General features: G+C 70.8%; 11 protein-coding genes and 1 tRNA gene. 7 read left to right on the top strand and 5 right to left on the bottom strand.

The features are described from left to right. From ACWCO3_RS22150 to ACWCO3_RS22165, 4 genes are all read left to right on the top strand, one after another. Positions 1-706 (top strand): bifunctional DNA primase/polymerase (locus ACWCO3_RS22150; protein WP_450011776.1); only part of this gene is annotated, 706 nt, incomplete at its 5' end. Next, positions 703-2,301 carry a YfjI family protein gene (locus tag ACWCO3_RS22155; protein ID WP_450011778.1) on the top strand — a complete coding sequence of 533 codons (1,599 nt, stop codon included), beginning with the start codon at positions 703-705 and terminating at the stop codon, positions 2,299-2,301. The genes ACWCO3_RS22150 and ACWCO3_RS22155, both read left to right, overlap by 4 nt. Before the next feature lie 481 nt (positions 2,302-2,782). Further along, entirely contained in the window at positions 2,783-2,983 is a 201-nt protein-coding gene (locus ACWCO3_RS22160) for a helix-turn-helix transcriptional regulator (RefSeq protein ID WP_167946532.1), read from the top strand. Next, positions 2,980-4,350 (top strand): tyrosine-type recombinase/integrase, encoded by a 1,371-nt coding sequence (locus ACWCO3_RS22165; protein ID WP_450011781.1) that lies wholly within the window; start codon positions 2,980-2,982, stop codon positions 4,348-4,350. The genes ACWCO3_RS22160 and ACWCO3_RS22165 overlap by 4 nt, the downstream gene beginning before the upstream one ends. Positions 4,351-4,519: 169 nt before the next feature. Here the strand turns inward: ACWCO3_RS22165 and ACWCO3_RS22170 are convergent. Further along, positions 4,520-4,606, bottom strand: a tRNA-Ser gene (locus ACWCO3_RS22170). Between the two features lie 162 nt (positions 4,607-4,768). Here ACWCO3_RS22170 and ACWCO3_RS22175 point away from each other — a divergent pair. Beyond that, the gene (locus ACWCO3_RS22175; RefSeq protein ID WP_145778450.1) at positions 4,769-5,743 is read left to right on the top strand and encodes an NAD(P)H-quinone oxidoreductase; all 975 of its coding nucleotides are present in this window, start codon (positions 4,769-4,771) and stop codon (positions 5,741-5,743) included. On the opposite strand, the gene soxR is transcribed toward ACWCO3_RS22175, so the two are convergent. Then, the gene (gene soxR, locus ACWCO3_RS22180) at positions 5,730-6,200 is read right to left on the bottom strand and encodes a redox-sensitive transcriptional activator SoxR (protein WP_145778449.1); all 471 of its coding nucleotides are present in this window, start codon (positions 6,198-6,200) and stop codon (positions 5,730-5,732) included. The genes ACWCO3_RS22175 and soxR overlap by 14 nt on opposite strands. Before the next feature lie 66 nt (positions 6,201-6,266). Next, the gene (locus ACWCO3_RS22185) at positions 6,267-6,971 is read right to left on the bottom strand and encodes a glycosyltransferase family 2 protein (RefSeq protein WP_145785398.1); all 705 of its coding nucleotides are present in this window, start codon (positions 6,969-6,971) and stop codon (positions 6,267-6,269) included. Between the two features lie 124 nt (positions 6,972-7,095). Between ACWCO3_RS22185 and ACWCO3_RS22190 the strand changes: the two genes are divergently transcribed. Then, positions 7,096-9,294 (top strand): ArnT family glycosyltransferase, encoded by a 2,199-nt coding sequence (locus ACWCO3_RS22190; protein ID WP_450011784.1) that lies wholly within the window; start codon positions 7,096-7,098, stop codon positions 9,292-9,294. A gap of 183 nt (positions 9,295-9,477) precedes the next feature. Further along, entirely contained in the window at positions 9,478-11,079 is a 1,602-nt protein-coding gene (locus tag ACWCO3_RS22195) for a ricin-type beta-trefoil lectin domain protein (protein ID WP_450011786.1), read from the top strand. Positions 11,080-11,119: 40 nt separating this feature from the next. Here the strand turns inward: ACWCO3_RS22195 and ACWCO3_RS22200 are convergent, their stop codons facing one another. Together ACWCO3_RS22200 and ACWCO3_RS22205 are read right to left on the bottom strand one after the other, a co-directional pair. After that, positions 11,120-11,719 (bottom strand): hypothetical protein, encoded by a 600-nt coding sequence (locus ACWCO3_RS22200; protein WP_145778447.1) that lies wholly within the window; start codon positions 11,717-11,719, stop codon positions 11,120-11,122. Positions 11,720-11,776: 57 nt separating this feature from the next. Then, positions 11,777-12,624: HAMP domain-containing sensor histidine kinase (locus ACWCO3_RS22205; protein ID WP_450011789.1), on the bottom strand; the 848-nt coding region annotated here is incomplete at its 5' end.

The following is a 12,624-nucleotide window of genomic DNA, read 5'->3' on the forward strand; positions in this document are numbered from 1 at the left end:
CCGGGCGTGGTCGGCCCGCCCGTACGGCATCGGGTTGGCCTGCGGCCCGTCCCGGCTCGTGGTGGTCGACCTCGACCGACCCAAGGGCGACACCGCCGGCCCGACCGGGCTGGACACCCTTGCCGACCTGGCCGCCGCACACGCTGCCCTCATCGACCCGACGTACACCGTGACCACCGGGCGGGGCGGCACCCACCTCTACTACCGCCACCCCGACGACGGGCCGGAGCTGCGCAACACGGCCGGCACGCTCGGCCCGCTGGTCGACACCCGCGCCCACGGCGGCTACGTGGTGGCCGCCGGCAGCACCGTGGCCGGTCGGCCCTACCGGGTGGACCTGGATACCGACCCCGCCCCGCTGGCCGGGTGGCTGGCCGGGCTGCTCACTCCGGCGCCGCTTCCGCCGCAGCGGCCGGTGGTGGTGTCGCTGCCGACCGACCGCAGCGGCGCGTACGTCCGGGCCGCGATCAACCGGGAAGCCGACCGGATAACCACCGCGCCGGCAGGGGAGCGCAACCGGGCGCTCTACATCGCTGCCGTCGCCCTCGGGCAACTCGCGGCCGGTGGATCGCTCACCGAAACGGACGCCTCGGGAGTGCTGGAACAAGCCGCAGCATCGGCCGGGTTGGGCAGCGTCGAGACGGCACGCACCATCCGATCCGGGCTAGCCGCCGGCAGCAAGCGACCCCGGCAGGTGGCCGCATGAGCGCCGCCCGACTGCACCTGGTCACCGACCATCCCGACGCCACCGGCGAGCCGGCCACGGGCGGCCCGCTGTGGGATGTTCCAGTGCCCCTGACCGGGCCGACCACCGCGCCGCCGCCGTTCCCGGTCGACGTGTTCCCCGCGTGGCTGGGCGACATGGTGACCGGCGTCGCCCGCTTCACGCAGACCGACCCGGCCATGGCCGGCACCCTCGCCGTCGCCGTGCTCTCCGCGTGCGCGGGTGGCCGCCTGGAAGTCGAACCGGTCGGCGGGTGGCGCGAGCCCGTGAACGTGTTCGCCGCCGTGATCGCCGGACCCGGCGAGCGGAAGTCACCCGTACATCGGGCGATGACCGCGCCGCTGTTCGCCGCTCAGTCGACGTTGGGTGAGGCGATGCGACCTCGGATCGCTGAGGCTGCGGCGCTGCGGGATATCGCCGACCGGCACGCCGAGCAGGCCAAGGCTCAGGCGGCCAAGGCCAGCGAGCCGGGCAAGCGCGATGAGGCCGCCGCCGAGGCGGTAGCCGCCGCGATCGCGGCCGAGGCGATCACCGTTCCCGGCCTGCCCCGGCTGATCGTGGATGACGCCACCCCGGAAGCCCTCATCGGGTTGATGGCCGCGAACGGCGGACGGATGGCGATCATCTCGGATGAGGGCGGGATCTTTGACACCCTCGCCGGTCGCTTCTCCGGTGCCCCGAACCTTGATCCGTACTTGAAGGGTCATGCGGGGCAGCCGATGAGCAACGAACGGCAGACCCGCGAGGGTGCCTCGGTCGACAAGCCCGCGCTGACGGTGTGCGTGATGGCGCAACCGACCGTGCTGCGGAAATTCGGCGGGAACGCGGACCTCGCCGGGCGCGGGCTGCCTGCCCGGTTCCTGTTCGCCCTGCCCCGGTCGCTCGCCGGGTATCGGCTGGTCGACACGGAGCCGGTGCCCGAGGCGGTGACGGCCGGCTACCGGCATCGGGTGCATGATCTGGCCGCCACCTTCGCCGAGTGGGAAGACCCCGCCGTGGTGACCCTCACCGCCGAGGCCGGGCGGGTGCGGTTGGCTGCCGCTCAGGAGGTGGAGGCGCAGCTACGCCCCGGCGGGACGCTGCACGACATGCGGGAGTGGGGCAACAAGCTCTCCGGCGCAACGCTCCGATTGGCCGGGTTGCTGCACGTCGCCCACCACCCCGCCGACGCGTGGCGACGCCCCATCGACGCCGACCGGATGACCGACGCCGTGAGGTTGGCCGAGTTCTTCGCCGCGCACTACCGGGCCGCGCTCACCACCATCGGCAGTGACGCCGCGATGGAGAACACCCGGTACGTGCTCGGGGTGCTCACCACTAAGGGCATGGCGACGTTCACCCGCCGGGAGCTGCACCGCCGGGTGTCCCGGCGGCTGCCGAAGTCCGATGAGGTGTCGGCGGTGCTCGCCGAGCTGGCCGCCCTCGGGTGGGTCCGCTCTGGCGCGGATGGTCGGTACGAGCTGCACCCGCGCGCTGTGGCCGAGGTGCCCGGAAGCGTTGACACGTTGACAACCGGCCCCGACGCCGACGTTTCCGCAGCTCAGACCACCCGCGAGGGTGTCAACGGGGGGCGTTGACAGGCGTTGACAGGCGTTGACAATCCGCCGCCGGTCGACCCGGTGTCAGCGGGTGTCAACGCCTGTCAACGGGGGGCGTTGACACCTCGACACCGCCTCTCACCTGCGGAAACGTGCCCGCACCGGCCGATTGTCAACGTGTCAACGCTTCCCGGCCCCCTCCCGGCCCGCACCCGTGCTACCGCCGGTCGATCGGCACCCGGAAACGGCCCCCTGAGAGCCACACAGACGGTTCGGCCCTATGCCTTACCCCAACCCTGCCCGGATCTTGCCTCTACGGCGCTCTCAGCGGGCCGCCCTACGCCGTTCTGCCGAACTGCCACCCCGACCCTCCACAGACGACCGACGCCGACCGGAAGGCGCTCACCGCGCCAATCAGCCCGCAAGACACCCCGCTGAAACAGCCGCAGCGCTGGCCACCCTCGCCCGCCCCGGGTGTTCCAGCGCTCCACCTGCACCCCGCACGAGGGAGGCCCCGCCCATGCCCGCGCGCCGCACCCCGACCGGCGACCTGCTCACCCTCGCCGAAGTCCTCGACGAACTACGCGTACCCCGGTCGACCTTCTTCCGCTGGAAGGCCACCGGCCGCGCACCCCGAACGATCAAGTACCCAAACGGCAGCCTGTACGTCCGCCGCCGCGACCTGGACAACTGGCTCAACGACCACGAAGAGGCAGCATGAGCACCTACGAGGTACGCATCTGGGCTACCCGCGAATACCAAGGACGCGACCGCAAGACAGGCAAGGAGCGCAAGAGCTACCGCGTCCGGTGGGAGGTGGCCGGGCGCGAATTCGGCAAGACGTTCCAGACACGAGCGATGGCAGAAAGCTTCCGATCACGCCTCGTCATTGCGCAGCGCGAGGGAATCGCGTTCGACAAGCCAACCGGCATGCCGGAACCGATGGCACGAGAGCTGAACAGCCGAACGTGGTACGAAGTCGCGGTGGCGTTCGTCGACATGAAATGGTCCCGGGCCGCCGCGACCCAGCGAAAGAGCATCGCCGACGCCCTCACGACCGTGACGCCCGCATTCTTGAGCAGCACGCGGGGAGCGCCCTCCGATGCCGAGATCCGGAAAGCGCTGTATACGTGGATCTTCAACAAGTCGCAGCGGGATGCCGATGCGCCGGCCGACCTGGCACCGGTCATCCGGTGGCTTAAGGCCAATACGCTGCCGCTGACCGAACTGGCGAATGCGGCGACGATTCGGAAGGCGCTCGATACGCTGGCGACCCGGCTCGACGGCGGACCTGCCGCCGCGAACACGGTTGCCCGCAAGCGAGCCGTCCTCTTTAGCGCGCTCAAATACGCGGTGGAGCTGCGATACCTCGACGCGCACCCGATGGATTTCGTCCAGTGGCGTGCGCCGAAAAACGAAGAGAAAATCGACCGAAAGGTCGTGGCGAATCCACAGCAAGCACGCTTACTGCTGGCCGCCGTGAGTGACCGAGATCCGGCCCTAGCGGGGTTCTTCGCGTGCATGTACTTCGCAGCGCTCCGACCGTCTGAGGTAATGCACCTGAGAGACGATGAATGCGAACTACCCGAAGAGGGTTGGGGGTGGCTTCACCTCAGCGGGTCAACGCAACACGTCGGCGAGGAATGGAGCGACAGCGGCGAAATGCGTGAGGACCGAGAGCTAAAGCATCGAGCGAAAAAGGCGACGCGCGACGTGCCCGCCTGCCCGGAACTTGTCCGCATCCTGCGGCACCATCGGCAGCACTACGGCAACCCGGGCGGGCGGATGTTCAACGCGCCCGGCTCACGGCCTGGCCCCGTCACGAAGAGCACCTACCTGAGAGCCTGGCGGCAGGCACGGGAACAGGCGCTTACCCCTGCCCAGCAACGCTCCGTCCTGGCACGGGTGCCCTACCACCTGCGGCACGCTGCCGTGTCGCTCTGGCTGAACGCTGGTGTGCCGGCTACCCAGGTCGCCGAGTGGGCAGGGCACAGCGTGCACGTCCTACTCAAGGTCTACGCCTCTTGCATCGACGGTCAGGACGAGGCGGCACGGAAGCGGATCGAGGCGGCGCTAGCTACCTCCTGACCAGCACGAGAGCGCCCGACCGGCCGACGAAACTTTGCCGCCCATTTGCCGCGACGAGTGAGACGCGGCGGCCCCGAACGGGACGAAGTGAGACTGACTCACCATTCACAGAAGCGCCCCCCGGCCAGCGTTCGCGCTGGTCAGGGGGCGTTTTTGCTGCCTACAGGGGCGGAGGGTGTGGGATTCGAACCCACGAAGACATCGCTGCCTTACCGGTTTTCAAGACCAGCGCCATCGGCCACTAGGCGAACCCTCCTGGGCCGCCACCCGCAGGCGTACGGCCACGCATAGTCTGCCACGGCTCGCTCCGGCCGGCCCGGTGTCCCTCCCCGTACCGGTTGGGCAGGCGCTCCAGCGGGTCCACTGTGGGCTGGAGGGTGCGCCTGCGGCATCAGGTGTGATCGGGTAAGACTGAGCCATGCGAGCCATCACCATTCCGCAGCCCGGTGGACCCGAAGCGCTGGTCTGGGCCGAGGTGCCCGACCCGGAGCCGGGCCCGGACGAGGTGATCGTGGATGTGCGGGCCAGCGGGGTCAACCGCGCTGATCTGCTGCAACGGCAGGGAAACTATCCGCCGCCGCCCGGCGCGTCCGCGTACCCCGGATTGGAATGTTCCGGGGTCATCACGGTGGTCGGCGCGGACGTTGCCGGGTGGGCGGTCGGGCAGCAGGTCTGCGCGCTGCTGGCCGGCGGCGGGTACGCGGAGCGGGTGGCGGTGCCCGCCGGGCAGTTGCTGCCGGTGCCGGCGTGCGACCCGGTCGACGCCGGAGGGCTGCCCGAGGTGGCCTGCACGGTCTGGTCGAACCTGGTCCAGGTGGGGCGGCTCGGCGCTGGTGACACTCTGCTCGTGCACGGTGGGGGCAGTGGGATCGGCACCTTCGCGATCCAGCTCGGGGCTGCACTGGGCGCCACCGTCCTGACCACCGCCCGGGAGGCCAAGCACTCCCGGCTGCGTGAGCTGGGCGCGTCGCACACGATCGACTACCGGGAGCAGGACTTCGAAGAGGAGGTCCGGCGAGCCACCGACGGTCGCGGCGTCGACGTCGTCCTGGACATCATGGGCGCGTCCTACCTGGGGCGGAACGTCTCGGCGCTGGCCACCGGCGGACGGCTGGTGGTGATCGGCATGCAGGGTGGGCGCAAGGCCGAGCTGGATCTCGGCGCGCTGCTGACCAAGCGGGCGAGTGTCGCCGCGACGTCGCTGCGCTCCCGGCCCCTCGCCGAGAAGGCGGAGATCGTCCAAGGCGTACGGGCCGAGGTGTGGCCGTTGATCGAGGCGGGCACGGTCCGACCGATCGTCGACCGGCGGCTGCCGATGACCGAGGCGGCGGAGGCACACCGGCTCGTCGAGTCGAACGATCACTTCGGCAAGGTGCTGCTCACCCTGGGGTGACGGCGGGAGGCGCGTCAGCTGGTCGTGGCAGCATCAGGCGGGCGCCGGGCCCTTCGCCGGCCAGCGCGTCCCCGGGGTTGTAGAGCACGCAGCGTTGCAGGGAGAGGCACCCACAGCCGATGCAACCGTCGAGGTTGTCGCGGAGCTCGGCGAGCAGTCTGATCTTCTCGTCCAACCGGCTCCGCCAGCTCGCGGAGAGCTGCGCCCAGTCCTGTGGGCTGGGGGTGCGGCCTTCGGGGAGCGAGTCGAGTGCCGCCCGGATCTCATCGAGCGAGACGCCGACCTGCTGGGAGATCCGGATGAAGGCCACCCGCCGCAACTCGGCGCGGGCGTAGCGGCGCTGGTTGCCGCCGGTCCGGTCGGCGCGGATCAGCCCGAGTCGTTCGTAGTAACGCAGCGCCGAGGGGGCCACGCCGGAGCGGACGGACAGCTCACCGATCGTCAACGAATCCGGCATCACCAGGTCCTTTAGTTGAAGTGCACTTCAACTAAAGGTTAGCCCGCTCGAAAGAGCTGGCGTCGGTCAGCGGGGCGCGGGGACCGGGCGGCGGCGGGCGCGCTCGCGACCGAGGATCCAGATCGCCTCGACCCCGTCCTTCCAGGTGATCTTCTTGCCCTCTTCCCGGCCACGTGCCCGGTAGCTGATCGGCACCTCGTACGGGCGGATGCGGCGACGCAGCAGCTTGCCGGTCACCTCGGCCTCCATGCCGAAGCCGCGAGAGCGCACCTCAAGCGACCGGTAGAGCGCCACCGGCATCAGCTTGAAGCAGGTCTCCAGGTCACCGATGTACGAGTTGAACAGCACGTTGGCGGCCATCGTGACGCCCTTGTTGCCCATCACGTACCAGAAGCTGTAGGCGCTGTGGCTGCCGAAGGTGCGATTGCCGTAGACCACCGTGGCCCGCCCGTCGAGCACCGGGTCGAGCAGCTTGGGGATGTCCTGCGGGTCGTACTCCAAGTCGGCGTCGAGGATGACCATGTAGTCACCCTCCGCGCTGTCGACAGCCGTCTTGATGGCGGCACCCTTGCCAGCGTTGCGCTGGTGGGTGATGACCCGCAGGCGCGCGTCGTCGGCGCGGCCGAGGACCTCGCCGGTGCCGTCCCGGCTGCCGTCGTCGACCACGACCAGCTCGATCTCGCAGGGATAGTCAACCGCCAACGCCTGCTTGAGGGCATCCGCGATGCGTTCTTCCTCGTTGTAGACCGGCATGAGGATCGAGAGCTTCACGGGAATCTCCACGGTGGCGACAATACGTCGGGCATAGCCTAGCCTGGCTGGTTGGCACACCGCGTGCCGCCACCGTCGGGCCGTCGGCGTGGCGGGCTCAGGCGGATGGTGTTTACTTCCGGCCATGTCGGCTGCCGGCTCCCTGCTCGCGGTGTTTCCCGCCGCCTCGGTGCTCCTACTCACCGTCGCGCTGAGGTCGCGTGCGATCGATGCGGTCGCACCGCTGCGACTCGCCGTGGTGCGCTCCGCACTGCTGACCGGGGTGTACGCGGTACTCGTCGTCGAGCTTCTCGGCGCGATGCACGCGCTGAACCGGCCGGCCTTCGTCACCGCCTGGCTGCTCTTCTTGGTCGCTGCCGCGACAGCCGCCGGTCTGCGGCGACGGTCGAGCCGACCAGCGCCTCCTCCCGCCGCCACCCCACGACCGGTGCCGGTCGGCGCCGCGGTTTCCGGTGCCAGCCCGGACCCGTCCGACCCGACCGTCGAGCCCGCCGCCACCAGGTCCGACCCCGCGCCGACACGGACCACTCGGGCACCCTCCGGTCTGCTCTCCGTGGCGGTCGACGCCTGGCGTACGGCCGGACGGGGCGAACGACTGCTCGTCGGCACGATCGCCGGGCTGGTCCTGGTGGAGCTGCTGGTCGCGCTGCTCGCCGAGCCGAACAACTTCGACTCGCAGACGTACCACCTGCCGAAGGTGGAGCACTGGGTTGCCCAGGGCGACCTGGACTTCTGGCCCACCGCCATCCACCGGCAGGTGACCATCCCGCCCGGAGCCGAGTACCTGCTGCTGCACCTTCGCCTCCTCACCGGCGGGGACCACCTGCACAACCTGGTGCAGTGGGCGGCCGGCGTGCTCTGCCTGCTGGTGGCCGCACGGATCACCGCGCAGCTCGGCGGCGGCCGGAGGGCTCAACTGCTCACCGCGTTCGTGCTGGCGACCACGCCGATGGTGGTGCTCCAGGCGACCAGCACGCAGACCGACCTGGTCTGCGCGGCGTGGGTCACCTGCGCGGCGACCCTGGTGCTGGACGGGCTGCGCCGGCGGACCGGCTGGGGCACGCTGCTCGGGTTGGGGGCGGCCACCGGCCTGACGGCGGTGACCAAGACCAGCGGCCTGATCGCGGTCGGCCCGCTCCTGGTGCTCTGGGGGTTGGCGCAACTCCGACTGACCCTGGCCGCTGGAGCGGCAACAACCGGTGCGGCCGTGAGCGCGGCGACCGGCGCGGTTCGGCGGCCTCGGCCGGTCGGTGGGGTGGCCCGCACGGTCGGCGGTTCAGTGCTGATCCTGCTGGTCGCGGCCGTGGTGGTCGGCCCGTTCCTGGCCCGGGTGACCGCCGAGTTCGGGCACCCGCTGGGCCCACCTCGGCTGCGCGAGTCGATCCCGATGGAACGGCACGACCCGCAGTCGATCCTGGTCAACGCCCTGCGGATCGGGCACACCGCGTTCGACACGCCGCTGGCGCCGCTGCGTCGAGCCGGTGCCGAGGTGATCATCGACGGCGCGGGTGTGATCGGCGTCGACCCACAGGACCGGGCGATCACCTTCGGCCGGGAGATCTTCCCGGAGCCGGCCTGGTATCCGGACGAGGATCGGGTGGCATTTCCCCTGACCGGGGCTCTGGCGCTGATCGGTGCTGTCGTCGCGCTCGCCCGTCCGCGCCGGATCGATCCCGAGCAGACCGGGCCGTTGCGCGCGTACGCGGTGGTGGTGCTGGCCGCCGTCCTGCTGCACACCTCGATGATCAAGTGGCAGCCGTGGGGCAACCGGCTGATCCTCTACGCGGTGGTGCTGGCGGTGCCACTGGCCGGGCTCTGGGTCGACGCGCTCCTGCGTCGACGCCGCGCGAACTCGGCGCGCCGGTCGGTGGCCACAGCGGTGGCGGTCACCGTGCTGGCGACCTCGGCGCTGGCCGGGGTGCTCGCACTGTCGTACGGCTTCCCGCGCCGCCTGGTCGGCTCCGGTTCGGTCTTCACCACCTCGGACTGGGACACCCGGTTCCTGCGTCGCCCGCAGTGGGCCGACGAGTTCCGTTGGGCCGCGGCGGCGGTACGCGACAGCGATGCCCGACGGATCGGGTTGGTGCAGCAGAACGACAACTGGGAGTACCCGTGGTGGCTGCTGCTGCGGCAGCCGGATGGGAGTTCCCCCGACCTGGTGGCATTGCAGTCGGTGCTGCCGGAACGACCGCCGGCCGACCCCTCCTCGGTCGACGCGATCGTCTGCACCGGCAGCCGTCCGGCCTGCACGAAGTTGGTTCCGGCCGGCTGGCGGTTGGAGTTCCGCGGCTACGTCGGCTACGCCCTGCCGCCCACACGCTGACGGCGGCAGCGCAAGCCGGGCCACTGACGGCGGCAGCGCACGCCCGGCCGCCCGGATAGTCCGATCCGGGCGGTTCGGCAGCCCGCGCGCAAGGACCTGAGGCGCATTCACATCTGTTGATCCGCACGTTACCGTCTGGTAACTCAGTCGACGTCCCGCGACTGAGCCGAAAGGAGTGCGTCGATGCCTGCAATACCCGCCAGGCCCGAACGCGCGACCCGACGACGGGCCATCACCGTCGCCGTCGCCGTCGCCGCTCTCGTCCTACCGATGCTCGCCGGACCGGCCACCCCCGCCACCGCCGCCGACCGTCCAACCGTCCAACCACTCCCCGCCAACCTCGAAGCAATCCGGGCCGCCGAGGCCACCGCCCTCTACGGCAGCCCGGCGATCCGCCCGATCGAACAACGCCGCACCGCGCTGGTCACCATGGGCGACAGCGAGATCTCCGGCGAGGGGGTCGGCAACTACGTCCTCGGCACCCACCAGGACGGCAACTGGTGCGACCGCTCGTACGACCAGGCGGTGTTCCGCACCGGCATCACGTCGGACGCGCAGTACAACATCGCCTGCTCCGGTGCCACGCCGTGGAACCTCATCGCGGGCGGCCCGACCCAGCACAACGAGCTGAACCAGGGCGACTACCTGGGCATCAAGGCGCGCAACACGCACGTGAAGCTGATCTGGGTGGTGGTCGGCGCGAACGGTGACGGCACCATCCAGTTCGGTCCGGTCGCCACCGACTGCGCCGTCCGTCGGGTCTTCTTCCAGGGGCCCTGCTACCCCACGTACACCGACCAGTGGACGATCCGCACCGACGGCAGCCGCCAGGCCGTCGAATCCGCGCTCAACGACATCCGGCAGACCATGACGAAGGCCGGCTACCTGCGATCGGACTACGAGCTGGTGCTGATGTCGTACCCGAGCCCGGGCAGCCCCGACGTGGAGGACAACCCGAACTTCCCGGGCTGGTACTCGGGCGGCTGCCTGCTCTACCTGGCCGACGCGGCGTTCGCCCGGAACAAGGCGGTCCCGATGTTCGAGTCGGCGCTACGCTCGGCCGCCGCGAACACCGGCACCCGCTACCTGGACGCCAGCCGGCTCTTCCACGGGCACGAGGTGTGCACCGACAACACCTCGGTACGCGGCCTCTACATCGAGGTCGGCATCTGGAACGAGAACGCCGCCCGCCAGTCCTTCCACCCCAACGCCCGTGGGCACGGCATGTTCGCCCAGTGCATCACGCAGTTTTGGAACTCCGGTCAGGCCCGGGCCAGTTGCGTCGACCCGGCGAGCACCGGCAGCGGCGTGCTCTACCCGGGTCTGCTGGACTTCAGGCAACTGCGCAACCTGGCCACCGGCACCTGCGTCGACGGCAAGGGGTACGACTCCCGCAACGGGACCGTTCAGCAGCCGTACTCCTGTCACGGTGGGCGTAACCAGGGCTTCTGGTACGACTCGGCCCGGCGGTCGCTGCACTCGGAGCTGTCCCACGATCGATGCCTGGACGTCTCCAACAGCTCGATGACCGCCGGCACCGCGGTCAACATCTACGACTGCAACGGCACCGGAGCGCAGCAGTTCGTCTTCTCCGGCAACCAGATCAAGCCGGCCGCCGCGAGCAACCTGTGCGTGGCGTTCGACAACCCGTTGCTGGGAAGCCCGCGCCTGCGGTTGGCAAACTGCGGGAGCAGCACCCGGCAGCAGTGGTCGTTCGAGGCCCGTACCGCCGCCAACCCGGTCGGTTACGGTCACGACGACTTCATCGGGTCGCGCGTGTACTGACGAGCAGCGGGGCCCCGGCGTCGGCCAGGGCCCCGTTCGCTCACTTCGCGCGGGGGATGAGCACGAGCCGCGCCACGCCCTTGTCGCCGTCCTTCGCGCCGGCAACGCCGAGCGTCGCGCCGACCTTCACCTCGCTCGGCTGCACCGTGGCGCGCCGCTCGACGACCCGCAGGTCCTCGCCGAAGGTCCAGGTCATTGTGAAACCGTCGGTGGACTTGACGGTCATCGAGCCGCCGTCGATCGCGGTCACCTCGCCGCGCTGCACGGCCACGGTCTGCGTACCGCCGTCCTTGGTCTTCACCACCGCCTCACCGTGCAGGGTGTTCTTCCGCAGCAGCACCCGCGCCTGCCGGCGCTTGCGCCACTCCTCGCCGCGCTTCTCCCGGGCCTTCTCCTGGGCGGTGGGGGAGGCACCGGGCGTCGGGGTGGCCGGTGCGGCGACGGTCTGCACGTCCAGGTCGTCAGCGTCGAAGCCCATCGCGGTCAGTGCCTGCCCCTCGACGCCCATCGCGGCGGCGACCTCGACGGCCGCCTCCCGGGCGGGCTGGCTGGCCACCTCGGCCGCACCGCAGCCGCTGAGACCGAGCGCGACCGCCGCCAGCAGAGCGGTGGTGCCGGTGACGAATCCCCAACGTGGCATGACTCTCCCTCTCTGTCAGTGGAGCCCTCAGCCTCCCCGGGAACGACGAGCGGAGCGTCAGGCCGATGTTCGGGTCAGGTAAGGATCACCGGGCAGCCGGACCGTGAAGGCGGCACCGCCCTCCGGCGCGTGTCCAGCAACGATCTCCCCGCCCAGTCGGCGGACCAGGCCGGCGGCCAACGCCAACCCCAGCCCACTGCCCACCTTGCGCACCCCCCGGTACCGCTCGTGCAGCGCACCGCGTTCGAACGCCACCGCCAGGTCGTCGTCGGTGAAGCCGGGCCCGCCGTCGCGGACCTCCAGCACACCGCCGGCGGCCGGGTCGGCACCCGCCGGCCGGACCGCGAGCACCACGGGCGACCCCGGGGGTACGACCCGCAGCGCGTTCTCCAGCAACCCGTCCAGCACCTGACGGATCCGACCCGGATCGGTGTACGCGGGCACCTGCCGACCGGGCGTCTCCAACCGGAACGGCACCCCCACCGCCGCACACCGGCTGGACCAGGCCGGTTCCGCGTCCACTGCCAACTGGGTGAGGTCCACCGGCACCGGTTCGAGGGGAAAGTCGGCCGCCTCCAACCGGGCCAGCGCCAGCAAATCCCCGATCAGCCGGTCCAGGTGCTGGGCCTCGACCAGCATCGTCCGACCGGTGTCGACGGTGTCGTCCGCGCCGAGCACGCCGTCGGCGAGCGCCTCGGCGTACCCCCGGATCGCGGTCAGCGGGGTGCGCAGCTCGTGCGAGACGGACAGCAGGAACTCCCGCTGCCGTCCCTCGCTGGTGGCCAGCGCGCCGGCCAGGCCGTTCAACGCCTCGGCCAGGTCGGCGACCTCGTCCGGTGGTTCGACAGGCACCCGGACGGCGCGGTCCCCGGCGCGGAGCCGGGCGGCGGCGGTGGCCGCGACGC

The organism is Micromonospora sp. NPDC002411 (assembly GCF_053592955.1).

Excerpts from the sequence above, each read along its gene's own strand:
- ACWCO3_RS22155 (WP_450011778.1), top strand. The coding sequence starts at position 703 with ATGAGCGCCGCCCGACTGCACCTGGTCACCGACCATCCCGACGCCACC.
- ACWCO3_RS22195 (WP_450011786.1), top strand. The coding sequence starts at position 9,478 with ATGCCTGCAATACCCGCCAGGCCCGAACGCGCGACCCGACGACGGGCC.
- soxR (WP_145778449.1), bottom strand. The coding sequence starts at position 6,200 with ATGCCGGATTCGTTGACGATCGGTGAGCTGTCCGTCCGCTCCGGCGTG.
- ACWCO3_RS22165 (WP_450011781.1), top strand. The coding sequence starts at position 2,980 with ATGAGCACCTACGAGGTACGCATCTGGGCTACCCGCGAATACCAAGGA.
- ACWCO3_RS22160 (WP_167946532.1), top strand. The coding sequence starts at position 2,783 with ATGCCCGCGCGCCGCACCCCGACCGGCGACCTGCTCACCCTCGCCGAA.
- ACWCO3_RS22175 (WP_145778450.1), top strand. The coding sequence starts at position 4,769 with ATGCGAGCCATCACCATTCCGCAGCCCGGTGGACCCGAAGCGCTGGTC.
- ACWCO3_RS22190 (WP_450011784.1), top strand. The coding sequence starts at position 7,096 with ATGTCGGCTGCCGGCTCCCTGCTCGCGGTGTTTCCCGCCGCCTCGGTG.
- ACWCO3_RS22200 (WP_145778447.1), bottom strand. The coding sequence starts at position 11,719 with ATGCCACGTTGGGGATTCGTCACCGGCACCACCGCTCTGCTGGCGGCG.